Source organism: Agrobacterium sp. Azo12, from assembly GCF_029193765.2.
In the GTDB taxonomy this organism is placed as follows: Bacteria; Pseudomonadota; Alphaproteobacteria; order Rhizobiales; family Rhizobiaceae; genus Agrobacterium.
This window is the reverse complement of record NZ_JARFYO020000003.1, coordinates 175,682-196,877: the sequence shown is the minus strand read 5'-3', so window position 1 is coordinate 196,877 and position 21,196 is coordinate 175,682. Positions and strand designations below refer to the sequence as shown.

The following is a 21,196-nucleotide window of genomic DNA, read 5'->3' as shown; positions in this document are numbered from 1 at the left end:
TCACTGAAGGTTTCCCGCTTATGCCACGGTCGTGCGCTCTCGCCATCGTCGCAGCCAGCATTAACCCAGCTTAACGCGGGAGGATTCACCGTCTTCCATAAACAGAACCCAACGGCCTCATCCTCTTCACGCTTTGGTATCGGCTAGGACCGCGCTTTGCTAGAGCTTTCCGGTGGACAGGTCTCGCCCTGAAATGTCGGCCGGAACTCTGACCTCCTGCACTTCATCCTTTAAGGGCAACGATACGTTGTCTGGCACAGACACGACCGGTTGGTCGCTCGGCGGGGTACGTGCGGACCTGCCAGTTTTCGGAACTGCGCGGTTTTTAGCTGTCTTTTCTGGCGTGTCGTGGTCGGATCCTTCCTCTATGGACTTTTCTGCCAGGAGCTCGCTTGGATAGACACCTTTGATCAAGCCGCCCTGCATGACAGCCCATCCGTTTTCGTGCGGTCTGATACTATAGCCGACATTGCTCATGACCACGCTCCTCCCTTTTAAGCATCCCTAACCTTGAATACTGGAAACGGTTCCATCGAACGGCCCATTTGCAAGGGTCAGTTTAGGATGACGGAGGGGATGAACCGTTAAACAGTGCCTCTGGACACTACAAAAAGTGATGCAGTTGATTGTCTCTGCGGAACACTCTGAGCTTGTCGCAGTTAGGACTTTTTTGGAGGAATGACGTGATGATGGTTATCGACACCACTTTTAAACCGGTCTGGCCGGTTCCAGTTCGTATTAAAACAGCAACGGGTTCCAGCGCGCAAGTGAGAGGACCGGAAGATGCGCTGCAGTGTCTGGCCCACAGTTGGCCTGCCAAACAGGGAACCGAGTTTGAGTCAGCGTGGCTGAGTTGCATGAGGATGTTGAAAAGACAGGCACGTTGCGATGACGCGCGCGAAGCATTTGTCACTGCCGCGCTCAAAGCAAATGTACTCGTGCTGTAATAGCAGCGGACGTAGCTGACGCCGAACCGCGGCTGGGCAATGGTTGTAATTTATTTTGAGATTTCGCCTGGCCTGTTGACTGTCGGGGGCAGCGGAGCACTCCATCATCGAACTAATCACGTCGACCCGCGACCAGCGCCGACAGCTTGTAAGACATGGGATCATATATGTCGTGAGGAAATGCAGTGAGAGATCGCCTTCCCATTATCGGTCGCCGACATTGGATCCACGACGCAACTGCCATTGTGTAAAGGCGAAACGAAAATCGCCGCACAGACAAGACGCGCAAGCCGTGCAAACAAGTGTCACCGATTAACATAGTCAACGATCGCGGCCCAAACGGATCCCGGCCAGTGTCGTTCATCTTGTCTCAATGGACTGCATTCCGGTCGTTGAAATCCGCATCCTGGCCATCAGCCGACGAAACGCTTGGACTTTTCATGCGCACAATGAAACAGGTTTTGAAAATGGGGCACGCCCGGCTGCTTACCAACCGGGCACTCGTCTGTTAACACGGCTTTAAATTTCAGCCCGCACGACCGGCTGTACTGCCTCCTTACTGACCAGCGAGGCTTTTAGCTTTCGGCCACCCGTTACCCCTTTTGATTCGTTTTTCGACTTCGCGCGCATCAGTTTCACGTCAGCACCATCAACCGATGCGCGGGTTCTGGCGCGGCGCTCGTATTCCGCCGCGGCCTGTTGCCAGTGCTGGACATCCTTGCCGTGTGCTTGCCCATCTAGTTCCCAAAGAGCATAGGCTCGGGCGCTAATCCAGTCATTTTTGGCGTCAGTCATTGTGTTCAACCTATTCGGATAAAGAGAAAACCGGTGATGCGATTTGGACTGCTGTTTTAGAACAGCGTACCTAACCACCCGTCCCGGAAAATGTTCCCGGTCCCGACGCATTATTTTTGATATTCGTTAGCGATTGCGTGATTTGTAAGCTGAGACGTATAAACCCGCATACTGAAGATTCTTTTCCGTTCTCGGGGTCTTGCTGTTGCCCTTGGATCTTTCAGGGTCGGTAAAATCCCGTATACGGGGGCAAGCAACTGAATATCCTATCAAAACAGGCCGTTATGACATGATATGCGATTGCTGAAACCACGTCTGGCCATGGCCGACTTGCGGAAAACGCGACAAACGTCCCCTAGTGCGGCCTATGGGAAAGCCTGTTTTCGTGAGCACAGACAGAGCTCGTTAAAACCAGCCATTAGATCAGTCAGCCACACTTAAAATTCATTTTAGTCGAGCTGCTATCGTCGTCGGCATACATTTTAGATGTTTGTAATATTTTGGTGAAAAATACGCGAAACAGATGCGACCATTCCGTTACAGGTTGCTGATGTACCTGTTTCGGCATAACCCCTTTTTACCAGATCATAGGCTGGTGCCTCATCACTATCGAATGAACTCAGATGATCGCGGGATCCACCTGGTTTTCCTGCGCGTGTCGCAGATCAACGGCTGCGCCCACTGCATCGACATGCACAGTCGTGATCTCCGCAAGACGATGTCGGTCGACAAGATCACCCTTGTGTCGGTCTGGGACGAGGTGCCTCATCTGTTCAACAACCAGGAATGCGTCGCTCTCGCCTGGGCGGAGGAAGGGACGAACGTCAGCCAGACCCACGCATCCGACGAGGCTTATGCGGGCGCTGCAGCCGCCTTCGAACCAAAGAATCTTGTCGATCTGACGATTACGATCGCCGCGATGAACGCCTTTAACCGCCTGGGCTCACCGTTCCGGCTTCCGGTGGCAGCCAAAGCCTGATCAGCGCCACTTCGTCGCGCGGGCGACACCCTGCCAGTCCGTAGAGGTCCGACAGGGTGTCGCAAGTTACAGCGGCAGTCACAGCATCCGTGTCGCCATCTTCCAGAGGCGCAAGGCGTTATCCGGATCAACCGCATATCTTGCCACACCCTTGAATGGTACCGTCCCTCGCTCTTCGACGACCGGGGCCTCCTGGCAGTCGTCGAAGTACCTGCCGGAAATCCCCTCCACCAGAGGCGAGCCCGCAAGCAGGACCGTCGTCGATGCTCCCTGCTCTATCGACTTGCGAAGATGCTCGGGCGTTTGGAGGCCTCCGGTGTGCCTTTGAAGTCCGGTCGCGATCGCTCCGGGATTGAGTGCATTTGAGGTGATGCCATCGCTGGCCCAGTGGTTGGTGATGCCCACTGACATCAGGATGCAAGCCGTCTTCGACTGCCCGTAAGCAAGCAGCGGATCATAGGGAATAAAACGAAAATCCGGGTCGTCCCAGAACACCGGTGCAAAGAGGTTTCCGCTCGAGGCAACGCAGACGACGCGAGCGCTGTTTGCCTTTGCGAGTTGCGGGCGAAGGCCAAGGGTTAGCGCGAAGTGTCCAAGATAGTTGGTGGCGAACTGCATCTCCCGGCCTTCCGCAGTCCACTGCAGTTGCGGAATGGCCATAACGCCCGCGTTGTTGACGAGGACGTGCAGCGGCTCGTCCCAGCTATCCACGAATTCCTGCACTGAAGAAAGATTGGCAAGGTCGAGCGGTCGAACCTGCAGTCGTGCGTTGGGCATCGCCGACTTCAACCTGGCGACCGCTCTTTCGGCCTCGTCTGGACGGCGGGCTGCGATCGTAACGCTCGCTCCCGCGGCAGCCAGAGCACGGCTAGTCGCCAGGCCGATACCAGCTGCTCCTCCGGTCACAACGATGTTTTTGTCGGTGAGATCGACACCCTCCAGGACGTTAGTGGCAGTGGATGAAAATCCGAACTGTATAGGTGAAGTCATGATCATGCTCCTTCAGACATTAGACTTGTTCAGAAGATAAGCACGTGGCATTGATGAACTAGATGACCAATACAACACGCAATGATGAAATAATTCGTACAGTCGGTTCGCTTCCGCCCGGCGAGCTGGCAGCCTTTCTCGCAGTCGCCGAACACGGAGGATTTCGTGCAGCGTCGAGGTCACTCAACCAGACGGCATCTGCATTGAGCCATGCGGTTGCCGGTCTCGAAAAGCGTCTTAAGGTCAAGCTCTTCCATCGCTCGACAAGAAATGTCTCTTTGACGGAACCGGGTCGGCGGCTTTCCGAGCGGCTCATGCCTGCGCTCGCAGAGATCGGTCTGGCGGTGGAGGAACTGCACGAACAGGCGTCTTCACCTTCAGGACTCGTCCGGATCAACTGCGACGCCAACGCAGCCGAACAGGTCTTGATGCCGCTGCTCACCCGCTTCATGGCGCAGGTTCCGACCATGCGTTTCGAGATCAGATCCGAGGGGAAACTGGTCGACATCGCCGAGGGAGGATTCGACTGTGGCGTGCGAGCGGCTGAACTCGTCCCCGATGAGATGGTCGCGATCCCGATCGGTCCGGACCAGCAGCACATCGTCGTGGCTTCGCCTGCCTATCTTCAAAGCGCGCCAAGCGTCGACAGCCCTTCAGATCTCGGTCTGCACCAGTGCATTCAGCTTCGCATGGCAGGCGGATCGATCTATCGCTGGGAGTTTCAACGTCGCGGGGAGACTGTCGTGGTGGCAACGACCGGCAACCTCGTGGTCGACCAGTCCCGGCTTCTTCTGGCCGCGGCTCTGGACGGCTGCGGGCTTGCCTACGTGACAAGATGGATGGCGGCTGACGCGCTTGCCGGCGGGAGCCTGCGACAGGTGTTGGATGACTGGACGCCACCCTATCCGGGCCTGTGCCTTTACTACCCGCGGCATCGCCACCTTGGCACGGGCATGCGATCCTTTCTCGACTTCATGAAAGCCGAAGGATCGCGCTTTCATGAGACGAATTCCTAGAGGGCCGGACCTTCAAACCTTGGAGAGGTCCCCAGGCTTGGTCTTGCAGGTATCGATGACAGACGCACGGGCATGTCGTCCCCGAGGCACAGGTTTTGAGCGCTTGCGGATTCCGCACATCCTGGAGAACCACCAGCGAACTCGTCCAACCGTCCGCTCGCAATCGGCCATACCTGACACGTGGGGCCTTGCTCACAACGTGCATGGGCGACGAGAAAAACAACGCCGCCCTTTTACTCGATGCGGCCGTGCTAGCCATCATCGACGTCCCACAACAACGCCTGTTGCGTAAAGCTCCAATGTCTAACACGGTCAAGTGACGTCACGCAGCGACGAGTTCTTGCCTCATTTCCTTGCGGATTGCAGCGAGATGACATGTCCGAGCGAAGATGCAGAGCGTTCGAGTGCAGCACGGCTCTTTGCCCAGGCATCCGCGTCAACGTCGAGCGCCGTCAAAAGCCAGGCAAGCGTCAAGCGTCTCGCTGCCTCCAGCACATCGGGCGCTTCCGTCTCGGTCTCTTTCGCGTCCAGACCCGCAATGCCGCCAAGTCCGTGACCGACACCATGCAGCGTCAGCATGTCGCGGTTTACACCCGTGGCATCGTGGAACGCGTCGGCATGCCATTCAGGGCCGCGCGTCGTAAAATGCGGGTTGTCTTCGTCACCACAAACGACGAGGTTTTGCGTTGAAATGGTTGAGAAATCGACATCGAAGAACGGAAATTTGGCAGCGCTTTCCTCCATCATGTCGCTTCCTCCGCGTCCAGGCGTCGTAAGCAGCATGCCTGCACCGATCCGCGGATCGGAAAAGTCCTCGCCATTCAGTTGCGCTCCGATCAGCAGGCCAACGGTGTGTCCGCCGAAGGAATGACCCACCGCAGCGATACGATCCTTGTCCAGTCGGCCAGCGATACCGCCTGCCTGTTGTTCCACCTCGTCCAGACGATCAAGAATTGCTCGCAGCTCTTCAACGCGTTCGCGCCAGAAGAAAGGCGCGCCGGGAGCGTCGGAAGGCAGTCCGCCAACACGCGAGCTGGCATGGGTCGGCTGGATCACCGCAAATCCCCGCTCCGCCCAGAACTGGACAAGCGGCGCATAACCGTCTTTGGAGGGGATATAGTTGGATGGTCCGAAGCCGTGGGAAAAAATCACCACGGGAAGCCTCTCGCCCTTGGCTGGCGCGGTCAGACGCAACTCCAGCGGCTGTCGTCCCTTCATCGGCAAACGGATCGGTGTATAGGCAACGGTCAGCGCCGCATCCGTTGTGGGTATATGTCGCGCCAGCTCAATCAGATTGTTCATGTCGAAATCCTGTCTCTTAATGATGTGCTAGCGCGAAGGTGGACTTACCCGCCCGGACATTCTATATCTGTTTGTCCAGTTTCATTTAGCGTAAGTCCGAATTTATGACCGACCCTGTTGCAGATGTCGTTTCGCTCTTAAGGCCCAGGCCCTCCATCGCCAAGCAGGTGACCGGCTCGCGGCAATGGCTCGTCGAGCGAACTGAGCTCGGTAGTCCGTTCTATTGTGCGCTGCTGGAAGGTGAATGCCTTTTGACTATCGCTCGTCAAAAGCCAATACGGCTTGAAGCTGGCGACTTCGTCCTTGTCCCTGAGGCTTTCTCCTTTACCATGAACAGCCTGCAGCCACCGCCGCGCGGGTCACTCCCCCAACGTCTTGAGACAAGTCCTGGAGTATTCAGGCTTGGTGATCCCGATGCACCAGCCGAAATCAGGGCCATGGTCGGTCACTGCACCTTCGGATCAAACGACAAGACGCTCCTTGCATCGCTGTTGCCCGATCTCGTTCATGTCCGCGGCGAGGAAAGGCTGATGCAACTTGTGCGGATGATCAATGATGAAACTGGTGACAGACGGACTGCACGCGAGATCGTTCTTTCACATCTGCTCGAGGTCCTCTTCATAGAGGCATTGAGATCGGTCGGAGGCAGCCATGCCACGCCGGGGCTTCTGCGCGCAATGGCCGATCCGCAACTGGCGCCGATACTTCGGCGCATACACGAGGATCCGGCCCACAGCATCAGCGCTGAAAGTCTTGCCCGGGAAGCCGCTATGTCGCGCTCCACCTTCTACGCCCGTTTTCAAAGTGAGGTCGGCGTGACACCGATGGAATATGTAACAGGCTGGCGCATGGCGCTGGCAAAACAGCTCTTGCGGGAGAATATCGCACCGGCTGAAGTCTCAGAGCGCGTGGGATACGGTTCAGCCAGTGCCTTTAGCGTGGCCTTCAGCCGCCATGTCGGCATGTCACCCGGCGCCTATTCACGCACCGATGCTGCCGCGTGAGACCAAGGCGCATCACGCGTTTGGCCGACGAACATCAAAAGCAATCTTTCGATCGACAGAGGCAGGCCACCAAGACAAATTATTCGGTTGAAAACGTCCACCTATTTACGCTGGGCCGCCCATACCAGGATATGCCGATCAACACCTGCCAGTTTTCGACCGAAATCGCGCTGTTCAAGGCGTCTAAGCTTCAACCGCCCCATGACCGCCTGAGATCGGAGGTTTTCGCTTGATGTATAGGCAAGGATTTCATCAAGCCGGAGACGTGAAAACCCGTCAGCAAGTGCCGCTTGTGCGGCTTCGGTCGCAAATCCGCGTCCCCAAGCTTTGCGGACAAGGCGCCACCCAATTTCAACGTGGACACCTAAAGGATGCTCGCTGCCGGCGGACATGAGGCCCGCGCAGCCAAGAAAACTGGCTGTACTCCCACACTCGATGGCCCATCGCGTGAACCCGTGCAATTCGAATGCCTGTTTGTACCGCTCCAGTCGGCGGTCGCTCTCGGCCCGCGAAACTGGCCCGCCCTGATCGTTCATGACCTCTGGATCAGAATTCATGCTGGCAAAATCCAACGCATCGGTATCGGCCCAGGGGCGCAAAATGAGCCGCGGTGTCGTAATGCGCATTCTCGTTGGCTCCTTTCCGTAGAAGTCGTTTACAAAGTCTATCAAACCGGTAGTTGCACCAGCAACCTTCTAGCGGCGCCAACTGTCGGTAGTGCCCACATGCGCGTGCAAGTGCGGTATCAATGATACCATCGCCACAGTAAGCTTAGATCGACAAGCCCCCCCCAACAAATCGGGTGGTACCTGTTAATGTTTGGGTAACCATATTAGCCAAAGCTTAGCCCATTCAACAATGGAGGTTGGACATGGCTTACGACTGGGATGGATCCAGAAACAGAAGCAAGATGGATGAGTGGGCTGTAGGCTTGCTCTTCTTTGGATGGCTTTGCCTGATATTGGTGGCTGTCTTCCTCGTCACGAGACTGGCTGCGTAGTGAATTCGTGACGGCGCTGATCGACGGATTTCCCGTCAGGGCTTGCGCCGTCTGCATGCTATAGGGCGTCGAGGTGGCGACGGCACACCAGATCATCGCGTCTCTGATCAGAAGTCGCCACCTGCATAATCTAGAGCTGTACGCCGCGGGTCAGTGCGCCATCAACGACCAGGTTGGTACCGTAGACGAAACTTGCAGCCGGGCTTGTTAGAAATACGGCAGCATTGGCTATTTCCTGGGGGGTGGCCATGCGGCCCGTGGGGTTTAATGCAAGCGAAGCTGCAAACAACTCCGGATTGTTCTTTTCGATATTTTCCCAGACGCCCCCGGCAAAGTAGGTATTGCCCGGAGAGACCGTGTTGGCACGGATGCCTTTAGGTGCCAGAGAGAAGGCTAGGCCTTGCGTGTAATGCGTGAGTGCAGCCTTGAAGGAGCCGTAGGGCCCGGCAGCAAAATCAATTTCGCGGCCGGACACCGAGGCAATGGTAACGATAGACGCGGACTGGCTTTTTTCCAGATACGGCATCGCTGCGTTGACAAGCCTGACCGTACCCAGCATGTCGACGTTGAAACCCTGTCTCCAGCTCTCTTCGTCATTGCCGATCGCCAGCGCACTGACATTGCCAACGACGATATCCAGACCTCCGAACAGTGTCGCAGCCTCCTCTACCCACATCGAAATCGCTGCGCCATCGGCAACATCAACACCGCGACCTATAGTAGAAACGCCCTTTCTCGCCAGATCGGCCGCTACCGCCTTAGCATCATCGACATTTCGGCTGCAGATCGCAACGTCTACCCCTTCCCCAGCCAGTGTTTCGGCAATTTTAAAACCGATGCCCCGCGTTCCACCCGTGACCACCGCGCGCAAGCCTTTCAGACCCAGATCCATCTTCGTTCCCCTTTGTTCGGGCCGGTTCGTCGGCGCCTATACGCGCATAGGATCCCCTCCCGTTTTGCACTGCGTCAAGGATCGAAACGAACTCAAAAAATTTTGATTTTCCGCGCTTGACATATCGCCCGCAAACGGTCAGCTTAATTTCAAGGCGACGAGCAAAGATGCTCATTAAATCGCCAATACTGAAAAATCGTTTTCATTTTTGGCACCGTCGCCGCCGACAGTATCTGCTGTCAGGTCCAACATCGTGGCTGCCGAAACATGGTCAAGAAATATTCGATCGGAATATTATTTTCGGTTACGGGATCTTACGGAACGGTCGGCAAATCGATGCTGAACGGCGCGAAACTCGCCTGCGATCAAGTCAACTCAGACAAGGGCTTCGGCATTCAGCTACGTCCTGTCGAGCACAATCCCGGCGGCGACCTGAGCGCCTATGCGCCAGCGGTCGAAACAATGATTGCCGGTGGCGTCAACCACATCGTCGGATGCTACACCTCATCAAGCCGCAAGGAAGTCATTCCAGTCTTCGAAAAGCACGACGCGCTGCTGTGGTACCCCACTCACTATGAAGGCTTTGAAAGTTCGGCTAACGTGATCTACACTGGCGCCGCACCAAATCATCATATGTTGCCGCTGGTCGATTATTTTACACGCAACATCGGCAAGCGCGTTTTTTGTGTCGGTTCAAACTACATATGGGCATGGGAAAGCAACCGGGTTTTGCGGGAAGAACTCGCCCTGCGGCAAGGATCTGTCGTTGGAGAACGTTATCTGCCGGTCGGCGAGACAGATGTTGACTGCATTATCCAGTCCATCTTCGAGACCAATCCAGACATCGTTTTCAATTCACTGATCGGTGAATCCGCCTATGCGTTCTTTCGCGCCTTTCGGGCTGCCTGTACAGCGCGCGGCATCGACCAGGTGAAACGTTATCCCGTCGCCAGCTGCAATCTTTCCGAACCCGAGCTTTCCAGCATCGGACAGCAAGCCATTGATGGCCATTTGAGCTCCAGTGTCTATTTCGCGTCGATCGACACCCCCGCAAATCACGATTTCGTTAGAAAATACCAGGCCGCGTTTCCACAAGAGATTGTGCCATCGGCGGAAGCGGAAGCGGCCTATAGTGCTGTAATCCTGCTCGCAAAATCCCTGTATCAGGCGGGCAATGACGATATGCGGGCCGTAAAAACTTGCGCAGCCAACCAGCGGCTGAGTGCGCCGCAGGGCGAAGTCGTCATCGATCCAAGTACGTTTCATGCCCACCTGACACCGAGGATCGGGCGATCGCGCGGCGATGGACAGTTCGACATCGTTTTCGATGCTGGCAGACCCGTCGCGCCAGACCCCTACCTGATCAACTCCACCTCCACTCTTGAGGCACCGTCGCGTCGCCCAGCCCTGAGGATCGTGTCATGAGGTCGAACCGATACGTTCAGAATTTTCGCCAGCGGCGGGCGCTCGTGCTGAGCAATGATGTTCGCGCGACAGAGACAATCATGGCGATGGTGACACGCTTGGGAATGTCACCGGAGCATCTTTCGTCTCATGACGGTGAGTTGCGCAATCTGCTCGATGCCGCAAAACCACAGCAAGACGTGCTGTTCCTCGATGGCGATCTCAACCTCTTCCCTGAAATGACCCACAATGCGGTCAACGAGCAACCTCAAGTCCCGGTCGTGGGTCTTGTCGGAATAGAGGCGCCGAGCCGCCTGAGGATGCTGATGCAGCTTGGCGCCACGGCATTTCTTTCAAAGCCAGTCCATAGTGGCTCGATCTTTTCAGCCCTTTATCTGGCAATCAACACCTTCGAACAGAAGGCGGATTTGCAGCTCTCGATCCTGGAGCTGGAAAAACGCCGCAGATATCGCCGTCACGTCATAAAGGCTGTGACGGTGGTGATGAAGTCCCATTCCCTCGATGATGAGGGAGCGTTCGCCCTGCTCCGCAAGGAAAGTATGCGCGCACGCCTTAGCCTTGAAGCCTATTGTGAATGTGTCGTTCAACGAAGCACGGCGCGCACCATCGACGACATGGAACCTGACGAGAAGCAGGCCATCGCCGAGTAGTTAAACCACCTCCATGGAGAACAAAATGATGAAGACGCTTAACGGCGCCATGACGGCGCTCGGCCTAATTTTGCTTTGCTCCGGGGCGGCCAACGCCCAGGAACCCATCAAACTTGGCGTGCTTGAAGACCAGTCTGGCGATTTTGCCGCCGCGACAATCGGCAAGGTTCACGGCATCCAGCTTGCAGCCGAAGAAATCAATGCCGCCGGAGGCATCGCAGGTCGCCCCCTCGAACTGGTGGTCTACGACACCCAGTCCGACAACACGCGCTATCAGGAATTCATGCGTCGCGTACTTCAGCGTGACAAGGTGGATGCCGTTTTCGCCGGTTTTTCCTCCGCGTCGCGTGAAGCTTACCGGCCAATCGTCAACCAGTTCGACGGTTTCGCCTTTTACAACAACCAGTACGAAGGTGGTGTCTGCGACGCCAACATGGTTGTCACTGGCGCTGTTCCTGAACAACAGTTTTCGACGCTTCTTCCCTACATGATGGAGACCTACGGCAAGAAGGTCTACACGATCGCTGCTGACTACAATTTCGGCCAGATCTCCGCCGAATGGGTGCGCAATATCGTCAAGGAAGGCGGCGGCGAGATGGTGGGCGAGGAGTTCATTCCGCTTGGCGTCTCACAGTTCTCTCAGACCATCCAGAACATCCAGGCAGCCAAGCCCGATTTCATCGTGACTTTGCTTGTTGGCACGGCTCAGGCTTCATACTACGAGCAGGCAGCTGCGGCCAACGTCAACCTTCCGATGGGCTCTTCGGTCAATGTAGGCCAGGGTTATGAGCACAAGCGCTTCAAACCACCAAGCCTCGCCAACATGTATGCGACCGTCAACTGGATCGAGGAAGTGGACAATCCACAGTCCAAGGCCTTCGTCGAGAAATGGCACAAGAAGTTTCCCGATGAGCCCTACATCAATCAGGAAGCAGAAAACTCCTATCTCGCCGTGTATCTCTACAAGCAGATGGTCGAGCGCGCCGACGGTTCGACCAAAAAGGACGAACTGCGCAAAATCATTGCCCAGGGCGATGTCTGCTTCGATGCGCCGGAAGGCAAGGTCTGCCTCGACCCTAAGAGCCAGCACATGTCGCACACGATCTACTTGGCTAAAGTCAACGATGATCACTCGATCAGCTTTCCCAAAGTCTGGAACGACATCAAGCCTTACTGGCTGGGCGAAGCAGGCTGCGATCTGACCAAGAACGATCCGAGCGCACAATACACGCCATCCAGCCCCCCACCGGCTGCCAACTAACCCCAAAAGCGGCCGGGGCCCTTTGCTCCGGTCGTTCCCCGAGGCGTGCCCGCAAGGAAGTCTACCGCGATGACTTTAGTCTACACCCTGTTCAGTTTCCTCTATCAGACGGGCGACGCCTTCGCCTTTCTCGTTCTTTCAGCCTGTGGTCTGGCAATTATTTTCGGCATGATGGGCGTGATAAATCTTGCGCATGGCGAGTTTATTCTATGCGGAGCCTATGTGTGTTCAGCCAGTGCCCGGGCCGGACTACCGCTACCGCTTGCCATCCTCGCTGGTGCCGTTGCTGCAGGTCTTGTCGGCATGGTCATCGAACGCATCGTCATTCGTCCGCTCTATGACCGCCCACTCGATACGATCGTGGCCACATGGGGTGTCTCCATGATTGTCACGCAAAGTACGCTTATTATTCTGGGCTCCACAATGCCCGGCACCGGAACGCCGTTCGGCAGCTTTGCGGTCGGCCCCTATTCCTATTCGGTCTACCGCGTGGTCCTCATGGCGGCAGCGGTGGCAACCCTTGGCGTCCTCTGGCTTGGGTTCACCAAGACCCGTTTCGGCATCCTGGCCCGGGCCACCATACAGGTGCCGCACATCGCTCAGGCGCTCGGCGTCAATACCGGCCTCATCTACAGCCTGACATTTGGTCTGGGTGCAGCCCTGGCTGGTCTCGCTGGCGGTCTCTACGCGCCGACGATGACCCTTGTGCCGACGATGGGGAGTGCCTTCGTCGTTGAAGCCTTTGTGACCGTCGTAGTCGGTGGAGCTGACATCTTCCTTGGCACGGCACCGGCTGCACTCGTCCTCGGTGCTGCCAAGGCCGCGCTTACCTCTTGGCAAGGACAACTTGCAGGCCAGATTGGCCTTCTCGTCGCAGTCATCATCGTCATCCGAATCCTGCCGCGGGGCATATCCGGCTGGATCCTTCGTGAAAGAGCCTGACCCTATGTTAAGACCCAATCCCCTATCACGAGCCATTGCCTTGCTGGAAGGCCCTCAAACGCAGGGGCGAGGCACACCGTTCTGGGCAAGCTTTGCCGTCGTTGTCGCCATTGCCTGCGCCTATCCCCTCTTCGCGGACGGTTACGACGTCGGCAACAATGTTTACTTCTTCAACTGGACCTTTATGGCACTGGGCCTCAGCCTTATCTGGGGCTATGGCGGAACACTGAGCTTCGGACAGACTGCCTTCTTCGGTGTCGCTGGCTACAGCTACGGCGTGATCTCCATCAATCTTGGTGATGCCTATGGGTTGACGCTGTTTGCATTATTCGCGTCTGTGGCGGCGGCGGCATTATTTGCAGCCTTGCTTGGGTACTTCCTGTTTTTTGGTCGTATCAGCGGAGTTTTTCTGGGGATCGTCACCCTGTCGGTCACGCTTGTTCTGGAGCGTTTCATGGCACAGACCGCTGGCCCGGAATGGCGAGTGGGCCTGGCAAGACTTAACGGTTACAATGGCATGGGCAGCATGCCCTCACTTACAGTTCCGTGGTTTGGCGGCGACATCGTTCTCTTTCCCGATGTGCAGCTGTACTACTTTACGCTCGCACTGTTGGTTGTCAGTTATCTCGGCCTTCGTATCCTTGTGAATTCCCGCTTTGGAAATGTGCTCGTTGCCATTCGTGAAAACCCACAAAGGGCAGAGATGCTTGGCTACGACATCCGCGTCTATCAGCTCGTGACTTTTGTCATCGGTTCAGCCTTTGCAGGTCTATCAGGCGTTCTTTACACCTCCTGGGGCAACTATATCACGCCCGCATCGATGAACATGACCGCAGCAGCTCTGCCAATCGTATGGGTGGCCGTTGGCGGTCGCAGCGACCTGACCACCACATTAATCGGGACGCTGGTCGTGCTCGCCGGGTTTCAGGCTTTGACCATTCACGGGAGCCAGTATGCACTCGTCGTCATGGGTGTCCTGCTCGTACTGACTGTTCTTATAGCACCGCGCGGGCTCATCTTCGGCCTTGGTACATTTCTGGCAAAATGTTTCCACCACAAGACCACGGCCGGGAGGGAGTGACGCATGGCTATCCTCGAAACACGTGAACTCAACAAATGGTTCGGAGGCCTGCATGTCACATCAGGCGTGAATTTCTCTCTGAAACAGGGCGAAATCCACTGCCTCATCGGCCCAAACGGCGCCGGCAAAAGTACACTCTTCCGCCTTATCCTAGGAGAGCATCTGCCGACCAGTGGTCAGATCGTCTACGAGGGAGTGGACATCACGAGAGCAAAATCGTTCGAGCGCATCCGCAAGGGTATCAGTGTTAAGTTCCAGGTCCCCGGGATATTCAAGGCGCTAAGCGTCCGCCAGAACCTGCAGATCGCGCTTCAGCATCACCGGCGCCCGGAGGATCTGGACGAGGAAATCGACAGGCTCCTGGAATTTCTCAAGTTGACCGAGGCGCGCGCTCAACTCGCGGGCAACCTGAGCCACGGCCAGAAACAATGGCTGGAGATCGGCATGGCAGTTGGCCTCAAGCCACGTCTTCTGCTCCTGGACGAACCGACCGCCGGTATGACACCGGACGAGACTGCTGCCACCGGCGAGATGGTGCAAGCGCTCAACCGGGACGGAGTGACCGTTCTGGCGGTCGAACATGACATGGCCTTCGTCCGCCAGATTGCCCACAAGGTCACTGTTCTTCACTTCGGCAAAATCTTTGCCCAGGGCACTATCGACGAGATTGTTGCCGATGAGCGCGTGGCTGCCATCTATTTGGGAGACGCCCATGCGTAAGGAAATCCTCCTCAACACCCTTGGTCTATGGTCGGGTTATGGTGGCAAGCCGGTCCTGCAGGGCATCGATATCCAGGTCCGCGAAGGCGAGATTGTCGCCGTTATCGGTCGAAACGGCGTGGGAAAGTCCACCCTTATGAAAAGCCTGATCGGTCTTCTTCCCGGCGACAAAGGATCAGTGGTTTTTCGCGGAGCCGCGATCGATACCATACCGGCTTTCAAGCGGGCGCGGCTCGGGATCGGTTACGTGCCGCAAGGACGCGACGTTTTTCCTCGGCTCAGCGTAATCGAAAACCTGCTGGTCGGCGAATCCATCAGTGGCAAACGCGCCACGGCCGACCAGATCGAAGCCGTGTTCAGTTATTTTCCTATCCTCAAGGAACGCCGGAACCAGCAGGCCGGAACCATGTCTGGCGGACAACAGCAGCAGCTTGCGATCGGCCGCGTTTTGATGGGCAGGCCCTCGCTGATCCTGCTCGACGAGCCGTCAGAGGGCATCCAGCCCAACATCGTTCAGGATATCGCCCGGATCATGGTGGAGCTCAACAAAACAACCGGCGTCACGGTGGTGTTCGTGGAGCAGAACATCGACATGATCCGCGCGATGGCGCAGCGCTGCTACGTCATAGACAAAGGGCGGATCACCAATGAGATCATGCCAGAAACGCTCGAGGACCGTGACGCCGTCCGCCGTTATCTGGCTGTCTGAAACCTCAAAATCCCTCACATGAAAAGGATAAAACACATGAGTTGGCTCGACGAAACAATCATGGCCCGAAAAGGCGTTGCCAAAGGCAAAGTCGGAGAGACTTACGCCATCACCGAGGAAAGCCAGGGTAAATATCATTATGTCTACGGTGCCTATGTCGATCCGATCTTGAAAGTTGATCCGGGCGCCGTCGTCTCGGCGGAAACCCATGATGCATTCGAGGGAGCAATCAAAAGCGAGACAGATGTTCCATCCAAGGTTCTCAATTTCCCCTACCTCAACCCACAGAATGGACCGATCTACGTCAACGGTGCAGAAAAGGGTGACTGCCTCGCCGTCTACATCAAGAGCATTGTGCCGCGCGGGCCGCAGCCCAGGGGCACGACAGTCATCATGCCGGAGTTCGGCGGCCTGGTGCCAACAGCCGACACGGCGCTATTGACCGCGCCTTTACCCGAACGCGTACGGAAAATACATGTCGATGCCGAGACCGGTGTCCAGTGGAACGACAGGATCACGCTTCCCTACGAGCCCTTCATCGGAACAATCGGCACCGCACCGGAAATTGAGGCCATATCGTCGCTCGTTCCGGACTATTACGGCGGCAACATGGACCTGCCTGATGTTTGCCCAGACACCGTGATCTATCTGCCAGTCAATACCGAAGGTGCATATCTCTATCTCGGCGATTGCCATGCAGCGCAAGGCGACGGCGAGCTTTGCGGCGTCGCACTCGAGCATCCCACCGTCACGACGGTTCAGATCGACCTCATCAAGGGCTGGACCATCAAGACGCCGCGGCTGGAAAATGACCGGTTCTACATGACGATCGGGTCGGCAAGGCCGATGGAGGATGCGGCCCGTGGCGCTTACCGCGAATTGATCCGCTGGATGGTTGCAGATTTCGGCTTCGAAGAACTCGACGCCTATATGTTGCTTACCCAATGCGGTCGTGTCCGTCTCGGCAACATGGTCGACCCGAAATATACGGTCGGTGCCTCCGTTTTGAAATCCATCATCGGCATAGCCGCCTGAATAGACCAACCGAGCAGGGTCGCCCGTCTTGGGCGGCTCCCTATCTTCCCGATGGAGCTAGACATGACCGACCCTTTCAAAGGCGCTGCAATCCAGTTTGAACCCGATTTTGGTAACAAGGACCGCAACGTTTCAGCGCTGCTGGCATTGGTCGAGGAAGCGGCAACCAATGGTGCGAGGCTGATCACCACGCCGGAAATGTGCACAACAGGTTATTGTTGGTACGACCGCCAGGAAGTTTCCGGTCTTGTGGAAACGATCCCCGGGCCGACGACAGATCGTTTTGCGGAACTTGCGCACAAACATGACTGCTTCATTGTTCTGGGCCTGCCCGAAGTCGATGCGGAAACCAACCTCTACTACAATTCTGCGGCACTCATCGGGCCGGAAGGTTTGGTAGGCGTTCATCGAAAAACGCACCCTTATATTTCAGAGCCGAAATGGGCTGCATCCGGCAATCTTGGTCATCAGGTTTTCGAAACAAAGATTGGCCGCATAGCGATGCTCATCTGCATGGACATCCACTTTGTGGAGACGGCGCGATTGGTGGCACTCGGTGGTGCGGACGTGATCTGCCATATCTCGAACTGGCTGGCCGAACGGACCCCTGCTCCCTATTGGATAAGCCGCGCTTATGAGAACGGCTGTTACCTGATGGAGAGCAATCGCTGGGGACTTGAACGAGGTGTTCAGTTCTCAGGTGGCAGCTGCGTCATTAGCCCTGAAACCGAAATCCTTGACGTGGTTGATGACGGTGACGGCATTGCTTACGGCTTGATTGATCCGGCACGGTCGCGCATGAGGCAGATCGCAGGCGAGCCCGTTATGCTGCAGCGTCGTCCCGAGCTTTACAGCGAGCTGATGACGAACACCTATACGTGGAATCCGGGAGAATTCTTCCGTCTCTACGGACACCAACCGATTGAAAAAGGGCGTCGCAGCCGCATTGCCGTTGGCGAGTTCACTCCGACATCTGATCACGACGCCAATCTCTCCATGATGTCGGCTCTGGCGGAACAAGCCAAGGTTCAAGGGTCAGAGCTCATCGTCTTTCCGGCTTTTGCCTTGACCGGGCTCGACAACCCTGCGCAAACGGCAATCCCCCTCTCTCATCCTGCGGCGCAGACGATCGGCAAACTCTCGCAGCAGCTCGGCATCTCCATCATCGCCGGCTTTGCCGAGGCGCAGGAGAACGAGCGCTTCTGTAGTGTCATGATCGCCAGACCTGATGTTCCTGCCATCGCTTACCGCCAAGTCCACCTCACTCAGGATGAGCACGCCTGGGCAACACCGGGCGACGAATTCTGCGTCTTCGATCTTCCACTGGGAAGAGTAGGCGTCATGGTCGGACACGATGCGGCCTTCCCCGAGACTGGCCGTATCCTTGCGCTCAGGGGTTGCGACCTAATCTGCTGCCCCTCGAGTATCAGTGATGGATTCCATCTTGGCCACCCGGGCAGTAAGGTCAGGCAACCAGAGCCGATCCCCTATGGCGCAGACCAATTGCACTGGCACCACTACCGGGTGCGCGCAGGGGAAAACAACTGTTACTTAGCATTTTCCAATACCAGGACGGTGGCAAACCAGGCGGCAGGCCTCAGCGGCATATTTGGCCCCGACACCTTTGCATTCCCACGCAAGGAGGCGCTCGTGCAGGAGGGAGGCCTTGCGGTCGCGGAAATAGATACCTCAAGCACAAGCCCGACATATCCGACAAACGTCGTGCGGAGGAAAGACCTCGTCCTCATGCGTCAGCCGCATCACTATTTGCCACTGGTGATGTCATCCGTAGCTATTTAATCGTACAAAGGTTGCCGACGCCAAAACCCTGTTGCGAAGGCAAAACCTCAGTGACAGTCTGAAATTTCAGAAGCGTGGACGCATCGCGCGACGATGAAAGCGACAGGGAGAAACCGGTTAAAAACTCGCTGTAATGAAAATACGAAACACGAATTTCGCCACGGCGCTGTTGGCCCTCAACGCTCTGCAACAGTTCTATGGCGAAGTGACACCCGGATTACCCTCTTGCGAGGCGGGAGCACCCGTTGTCTCACATCACATGTTTCTCCTTCGTGTGGCCGTGCAGCTGGCGGCCAACGGCTTACTCAACTCGGCAGGTCAGGCCGCTTGAGGTGCCGCGCGGCAAACGACAGCCTCAAGGACGTAAAACTGGACCAAGCTTCTACGAGGCCTTGGAGAGCACATCGTTTCCGATTTTTGTCGCGCAACAGTGAACGATCATAGAATAAGGCCGCTAAGCGGAATTTCCTATTGCTGCCAAAGTGGAACACCACGATCCGGGCGTAGTCGGTCCCGCCCTCCGCTGTGCGGCCACTATGTTGGGCTCCTGCGGCGATGCTTTCCCGGTCCTGGCGTGTCGAGAATTCCCGAAATCCCGCCTGAAGGCGGCCGCTATGCTGATTTCTCCGATACTCTTCATTCTGGTCTTGGATCACGCCACAGCGGTTCCGATCCAAGATTGTGTCATCCCGTCGCAACGAATGGTCAGCCAACAGCGCTGAAGCTGACTTCTTAATTTCGCTGGGTCAGGGATCAAAGGTACTGTTTTGCCATGGCGGGACAGCGGACGCACACAGGTTGTGCGTCCGCCAGAAAGCTTCTTCAGAGAACCATGAAGCCGGCGTCGACTGGATCGTCGCGATTGATAGTCCAGGCCGCGGTGCCCAGCATTCCGGCCGTGCCCTTGACCGTCGGACGCACGGCACGCACAGAACCAAGCGTCGTTTCGCCGATCAGGCAGCCTTCGAACACACCTGATCCGAGGAGACCTTCGGAGGTGATCGTCTGGTTGAGGGAAATGACGCCACGTTTCTCAAAATAGGCCATCATCGCAGATGTACCTGTTCCGCCGGGTGAACGGTCCAGCTGGCCAGCAGAGAAGACGTGCACGTTTTTGTAAAGGCATCCCTCGATTGTTGGTTCGTGCCAGAAGGTAACGAAGTTCAAATTGTTGATGTGGGATTGCGTGGGATGCTGCACCTTGACCTTCTCACGGATCGCCTCTCGCGCTATCAGGCCCATACGCGAAAGCTCGGAACCGTTCTCCGGCGCGATGCGCAGTGTGGTATTGCGAAGGTCGATGATGCCGAAGTAGTTACCACCCCACACAAGGTCGGCCTTGAGGGCGCCGTAGCCGGGCAATTCGAACTCGATATTCTGTTCGGCGACGTAGGCTGGAACGTTTTCGAACCGGGTCCACAATACGCGATCACCCTCGTGTGCGACCTCGGCAACGACCAGACCAGCCGTCGTTTCGAAGCGGATCTTTGTCAACCCGTCCGCAGAGCGTCTCACCAGGCCATTGGCGACCATAGCCATGGCGACCGCGATCGTTCCGTGACCGCACATGTGCGAATATTCCTTGCCGTCGATGTAAATCAGCCCGGCATCGAATTCAGAAGATGATGGCGGTGTGAGAAAAACGCCGAACATGTCCGCATGTCCACGCGGTTCGCGCATCAAAGCCTTGCGCAGCCAGTCGTAGTTTTCCTCGAGAAAAGCACGCTTTTCGAGGATGTTCGAGTTAGCCGGATAGGGCACTCCGCTATAGATGATGCACAGCGGTTCGCCTTCCGTATGGGTATAGATTACGTTGTACACGTCCTGAACGCGCATTTTATGTCTCCTGAGAATGTTGGGGGATGGGAAGGGTTTAACTTCCAGACAGGAAGTCCAGACCGATCAACCAGTCGATCAGAATGATCGCGATAGCTGCGGCCAAGATTGTCAGCGACGAGACCGCCGCAATGGATGGGTCGACCGAATACTGCACGTAATTGAACAACTGTACCGGGATGGTATTCAGCGTCGACGTTGTATTGAAAATCGATAGCTCGACATTGATGAATGAGGTGATGAACGCAAAGATACCACCCGAGACAAGCCCGGCTCTTATTTGCGGAAGCGTGATGAGAAAGAAGGTCGACCATGCAGAAGCACCAAGATCGCGCGATGCTTCCTCTAGCGACAGTTGCTCATGTGAAAACAGTGGCAGTAGCGTGCGCAGCACGAAGGGCGTGATGATGACAACATGGCCGACCAATAATGCCGGGAAATTGCGAACCAGCCCGATTGAAGCACCATACTGCAACAACGCTGCGCCGATGACGATATGTGGCAGGACCAGCGGCGACAGCAGCATCGCTGACAGCACCGACTTCCCGGGAAAGGAATAGCGTGCCATTGCAATCGAGGCAGGCAGTGCGACCACTATCGCAGCCAGAGTTGCCACGCCGGCAAGACCGGCACTTGTCAGGAATGAACGCACATAGGTAGGGTTTTCGAGCACGACCGCGTACCATGACAGCGTCAATCCCTGTGGTGGAAAGGCCAGAAACTTTGTTTCGGTCAGCGAGACGCCGATCACCACGACCAGCGGCAACACCAGATAGGCAAGCGTGGTCAGCGCGATAAGTCGAATGATCATG

The 21,196-nt window shown here is 56.4% G+C and carries 21 protein-coding genes and 1 pseudogene; 13 read left to right on the top strand and 9 right to left on the bottom strand.

Annotated features, from left to right (window positions below):
- Positions 1-159: 159 nt before the first annotated feature.
- Entirely contained in the window at positions 160-477 is a 318-nt protein-coding gene (locus tag PYL13_RS22990) for a hypothetical protein (RefSeq protein ID WP_275642996.1), read from the bottom strand.
- Between the two features lie 209 nt (positions 478-686).
- On the opposite strand from PYL13_RS22990, the gene PYL13_RS22985 reads away from it, so the two are divergent.
- Positions 687-947 (top strand): DUF982 domain-containing protein, encoded by a 261-nt coding sequence (locus PYL13_RS22985; protein ID WP_250984728.1) that lies wholly within the window; start codon positions 687-689, stop codon positions 945-947.
- 519 nt (positions 948-1,466) lie between these two features.
- Here PYL13_RS22985 and PYL13_RS22980 read toward each other — a convergent pair.
- Positions 1,467-1,742, bottom strand: coding sequence for a DUF2934 domain-containing protein (locus PYL13_RS22980; protein ID WP_275642995.1), 276 nt, complete (start codon positions 1,740-1,742; stop codon positions 1,467-1,469).
- A gap of 631 nt (positions 1,743-2,373) precedes the next feature.
- Between PYL13_RS22980 and PYL13_RS22975 the strand changes: the two are divergent.
- A pseudogene (locus tag PYL13_RS22975) lies at positions 2,374-2,721 on the top strand (carboxymuconolactone decarboxylase family protein); the annotation flags it as partial.
- A gap of 78 nt (positions 2,722-2,799) precedes the next feature.
- On the opposite strand, the gene PYL13_RS22970 reads toward PYL13_RS22975, so the two are convergent.
- A complete protein-coding gene (locus PYL13_RS22970; protein ID WP_275642993.1) occupies positions 2,800-3,711 on the bottom strand; it encodes an SDR family NAD(P)-dependent oxidoreductase in 912 nt (303 codons plus the stop codon).
- 62 nt (positions 3,712-3,773) lie between these two features.
- On the opposite strand from PYL13_RS22970, the gene PYL13_RS22965 reads away from it, so the two are divergent.
- On the top strand, positions 3,774-4,727 hold the full coding sequence (locus PYL13_RS22965) for a LysR family transcriptional regulator (RefSeq protein WP_275642992.1): 954 nt from the start codon (positions 3,774-3,776) through the stop codon (positions 4,725-4,727).
- 345 nt (positions 4,728-5,072) lie between these two features.
- Here the strand turns inward: PYL13_RS22965 and PYL13_RS22960 are convergent, their stop codons facing one another.
- Positions 5,073-6,029 (bottom strand): alpha/beta hydrolase family protein, encoded by a 957-nt coding sequence (locus tag PYL13_RS22960; RefSeq protein ID WP_275642991.1) that lies wholly within the window; start codon positions 6,027-6,029, stop codon positions 5,073-5,075.
- Positions 6,030-6,133: 104 nt separating this feature from the next.
- On the opposite strand from PYL13_RS22960, the gene PYL13_RS22955 reads away from it, so the two are divergent.
- Positions 6,134-7,033, top strand: a complete 900-nt coding sequence (locus tag PYL13_RS22955) for an AraC family transcriptional regulator (protein ID WP_275642990.1) — start codon at positions 6,134-6,136, stop codon at positions 7,031-7,033.
- A gap of 101 nt (positions 7,034-7,134) precedes the next feature.
- Here the strand turns inward: PYL13_RS22955 and PYL13_RS22950 are convergent, their stop codons facing one another.
- The 3 genes from PYL13_RS22950 to PYL13_RS22940 all read right to left on the bottom strand — a co-directional run bounded on the left by PYL13_RS22950 (position 7,135) and on the right by PYL13_RS22940 (position 8,925).
- The gene (locus PYL13_RS22950; protein ID WP_275642989.1) at positions 7,135-7,659 is read right to left on the bottom strand and encodes a GNAT family N-acetyltransferase; all 525 of its coding nucleotides are present in this window, start codon (positions 7,657-7,659) and stop codon (positions 7,135-7,137) included.
- Between the two features lie 206 nt (positions 7,660-7,865).
- Positions 7,866-8,129 carry a hypothetical protein gene (locus PYL13_RS22945; RefSeq protein ID WP_275642988.1) on the bottom strand — a complete coding sequence of 88 codons (264 nt, stop codon included), beginning with the start codon at positions 8,127-8,129 and terminating at the stop codon, positions 7,866-7,868.
- A gap of 34 nt (positions 8,130-8,163) precedes the next feature.
- Positions 8,164-8,925: an SDR family NAD(P)-dependent oxidoreductase gene (locus PYL13_RS22940; RefSeq protein ID WP_275642987.1), complete on the bottom strand. Its 762-nt coding sequence runs from the start codon at positions 8,923-8,925 to the stop codon at positions 8,164-8,166.
- 267 nt (positions 8,926-9,192) lie between these two features.
- On the opposite strand from PYL13_RS22940, the gene PYL13_RS22935 reads away from it, so the two are divergent.
- The 9 genes from PYL13_RS22935 (at position 9,193) to PYL13_RS22895 (ending at position 18,548) form a co-directional block, all read left to right on the top strand.
- Positions 9,193-10,350 carry a transporter substrate-binding domain-containing protein gene (locus tag PYL13_RS22935; protein WP_275642986.1) on the top strand — a complete coding sequence of 386 codons (1,158 nt, stop codon included), beginning with the start codon at positions 9,193-9,195 and terminating at the stop codon, positions 10,348-10,350.
- The gene (locus PYL13_RS22930; protein WP_275642985.1) at positions 10,347-11,000 is read left to right on the top strand and encodes an ANTAR domain-containing response regulator; all 654 of its coding nucleotides are present in this window, start codon (positions 10,347-10,349) and stop codon (positions 10,998-11,000) included. Before PYL13_RS22935 ends, PYL13_RS22930 begins: the two co-directional genes overlap by 4 nt.
- Before the next feature lie 49 nt (positions 11,001-11,049).
- On the top strand, positions 11,050-12,261 hold the full coding sequence (locus tag PYL13_RS22925) for an urea ABC transporter substrate-binding protein (protein ID WP_441296697.1): 1,212 nt from the start codon (positions 11,050-11,052) through the stop codon (positions 12,259-12,261).
- Between the two features lie 69 nt (positions 12,262-12,330).
- Positions 12,331-13,203, top strand: a complete 873-nt coding sequence (locus PYL13_RS22920; RefSeq protein ID WP_275642983.1) for an ABC transporter permease subunit — start codon at positions 12,331-12,333, stop codon at positions 13,201-13,203.
- A 4-nt stretch (positions 13,204-13,207) separates the two neighbouring features.
- A complete protein-coding gene (locus PYL13_RS22915) occupies positions 13,208-14,284 on the top strand; it encodes a branched-chain amino acid ABC transporter permease (RefSeq protein WP_259149641.1) in 1,077 nt (358 codons plus the stop codon).
- 3 nt (positions 14,285-14,287) lie between these two features.
- Complete coding sequence (locus PYL13_RS22910) at positions 14,288-15,004, top strand: ABC transporter ATP-binding protein (protein WP_259149640.1); 717 nt, start codon at positions 14,288-14,290, stop codon at positions 15,002-15,004.
- Positions 14,997-15,713 carry an ABC transporter ATP-binding protein gene (locus PYL13_RS22905; RefSeq protein ID WP_259149639.1) on the top strand — a complete coding sequence of 239 codons (717 nt, stop codon included), beginning with the start codon at positions 14,997-14,999 and terminating at the stop codon, positions 15,711-15,713. The genes PYL13_RS22910 and PYL13_RS22905 overlap by 8 nt, the downstream gene beginning before the upstream one ends.
- 36 nt (positions 15,714-15,749) lie before the next feature.
- A complete protein-coding gene (locus PYL13_RS22900; RefSeq protein ID WP_275642982.1) occupies positions 15,750-16,748 on the top strand; it encodes an acetamidase/formamidase family protein in 999 nt (332 codons plus the stop codon).
- Between the two features lie 63 nt (positions 16,749-16,811).
- Positions 16,812-18,548 (top strand): nitrilase-related carbon-nitrogen hydrolase, encoded by a 1,737-nt coding sequence (locus PYL13_RS22895; protein WP_275642981.1) that lies wholly within the window; start codon positions 16,812-16,814, stop codon positions 18,546-18,548.
- Positions 18,549-19,370: 822 nt separating this feature from the next.
- Here the strand turns inward: PYL13_RS22895 and PYL13_RS22890 are convergent.
- On the bottom strand, positions 19,371-20,384 hold the full coding sequence (locus PYL13_RS22890; RefSeq protein WP_275642980.1) for a proline racemase family protein: 1,014 nt from the start codon (positions 20,382-20,384) through the stop codon (positions 19,371-19,373).
- A gap of 37 nt (positions 20,385-20,421) precedes the next feature.
- Positions 20,422-21,195, bottom strand: coding sequence for an ABC transporter permease (locus tag PYL13_RS22885; RefSeq protein ID WP_275642979.1), 774 nt, complete (start codon positions 21,193-21,195; stop codon positions 20,422-20,424).
- Position 21,196 lies beyond the last annotated feature (1 nt).

Excerpts from the sequence above, each read along its gene's own strand:
- PYL13_RS22990 (WP_275642996.1), bottom strand. The coding sequence starts at position 477 with ATGAGCAATGTCGGCTATAGTATCAGACCGCACGAAAACGGATGGGCT.
- PYL13_RS22985 (WP_250984728.1), top strand. The coding sequence starts at position 687 with ATGATGGTTATCGACACCACTTTTAAACCGGTCTGGCCGGTTCCAGTT.
- PYL13_RS22980 (WP_275642995.1), bottom strand. The coding sequence starts at position 1,742 with ATGACTGACGCCAAAAATGACTGGATTAGCGCCCGAGCCTATGCTCTT.
- PYL13_RS22970 (WP_275642993.1), bottom strand. The coding sequence starts at position 3,711 with ATGACTTCACCTATACAGTTCGGATTTTCATCCACTGCCACTAACGTC.
- PYL13_RS22965 (WP_275642992.1), top strand. The coding sequence starts at position 3,774 with ATGACCAATACAACACGCAATGATGAAATAATTCGTACAGTCGGTTCG.
- PYL13_RS22960 (WP_275642991.1), bottom strand. The coding sequence starts at position 6,029 with ATGAACAATCTGATTGAGCTGGCGCGACATATACCCACAACGGATGCG.
- PYL13_RS22955 (WP_275642990.1), top strand. The coding sequence starts at position 6,134 with ATGACCGACCCTGTTGCAGATGTCGTTTCGCTCTTAAGGCCCAGGCCC.
- PYL13_RS22950 (WP_275642989.1), bottom strand. The coding sequence starts at position 7,659 with ATGCGCATTACGACACCGCGGCTCATTTTGCGCCCCTGGGCCGATACC.
- PYL13_RS22945 (WP_275642988.1), bottom strand. The coding sequence starts at position 8,129 with ATGATCTGGTGTGCCGTCGCCACCTCGACGCCCTATAGCATGCAGACG.
- PYL13_RS22940 (WP_275642987.1), bottom strand. The coding sequence starts at position 8,925 with ATGGATCTGGGTCTGAAAGGCTTGCGCGCGGTGGTCACGGGTGGAACG.
- PYL13_RS22935 (WP_275642986.1), top strand. The coding sequence starts at position 9,193 with ATGGTCAAGAAATATTCGATCGGAATATTATTTTCGGTTACGGGATCT.
- PYL13_RS22930 (WP_275642985.1), top strand. The coding sequence starts at position 10,347 with ATGAGGTCGAACCGATACGTTCAGAATTTTCGCCAGCGGCGGGCGCTC.
- PYL13_RS22925 (WP_441296697.1), top strand. The coding sequence starts at position 11,050 with ATGACGGCGCTCGGCCTAATTTTGCTTTGCTCCGGGGCGGCCAACGCC.
- PYL13_RS22920 (WP_275642983.1), top strand. The coding sequence starts at position 12,331 with ATGACTTTAGTCTACACCCTGTTCAGTTTCCTCTATCAGACGGGCGAC.
- PYL13_RS22915 (WP_259149641.1), top strand. The coding sequence starts at position 13,208 with ATGTTAAGACCCAATCCCCTATCACGAGCCATTGCCTTGCTGGAAGGC.
- PYL13_RS22910 (WP_259149640.1), top strand. The coding sequence starts at position 14,288 with ATGGCTATCCTCGAAACACGTGAACTCAACAAATGGTTCGGAGGCCTG.
- PYL13_RS22905 (WP_259149639.1), top strand. The coding sequence starts at position 14,997 with ATGCGTAAGGAAATCCTCCTCAACACCCTTGGTCTATGGTCGGGTTAT.
- PYL13_RS22900 (WP_275642982.1), top strand. The coding sequence starts at position 15,750 with ATGAGTTGGCTCGACGAAACAATCATGGCCCGAAAAGGCGTTGCCAAA.
- PYL13_RS22895 (WP_275642981.1), top strand. The coding sequence starts at position 16,812 with ATGACCGACCCTTTCAAAGGCGCTGCAATCCAGTTTGAACCCGATTTT.
- PYL13_RS22890 (WP_275642980.1), bottom strand. The coding sequence starts at position 20,384 with ATGCGCGTTCAGGACGTGTACAACGTAATCTATACCCATACGGAAGGC.
- PYL13_RS22885 (WP_275642979.1), bottom strand. The coding sequence starts at position 21,195 with ATGATCATTCGACTTATCGCGCTGACCACGCTTGCCTATCTGGTGTTG.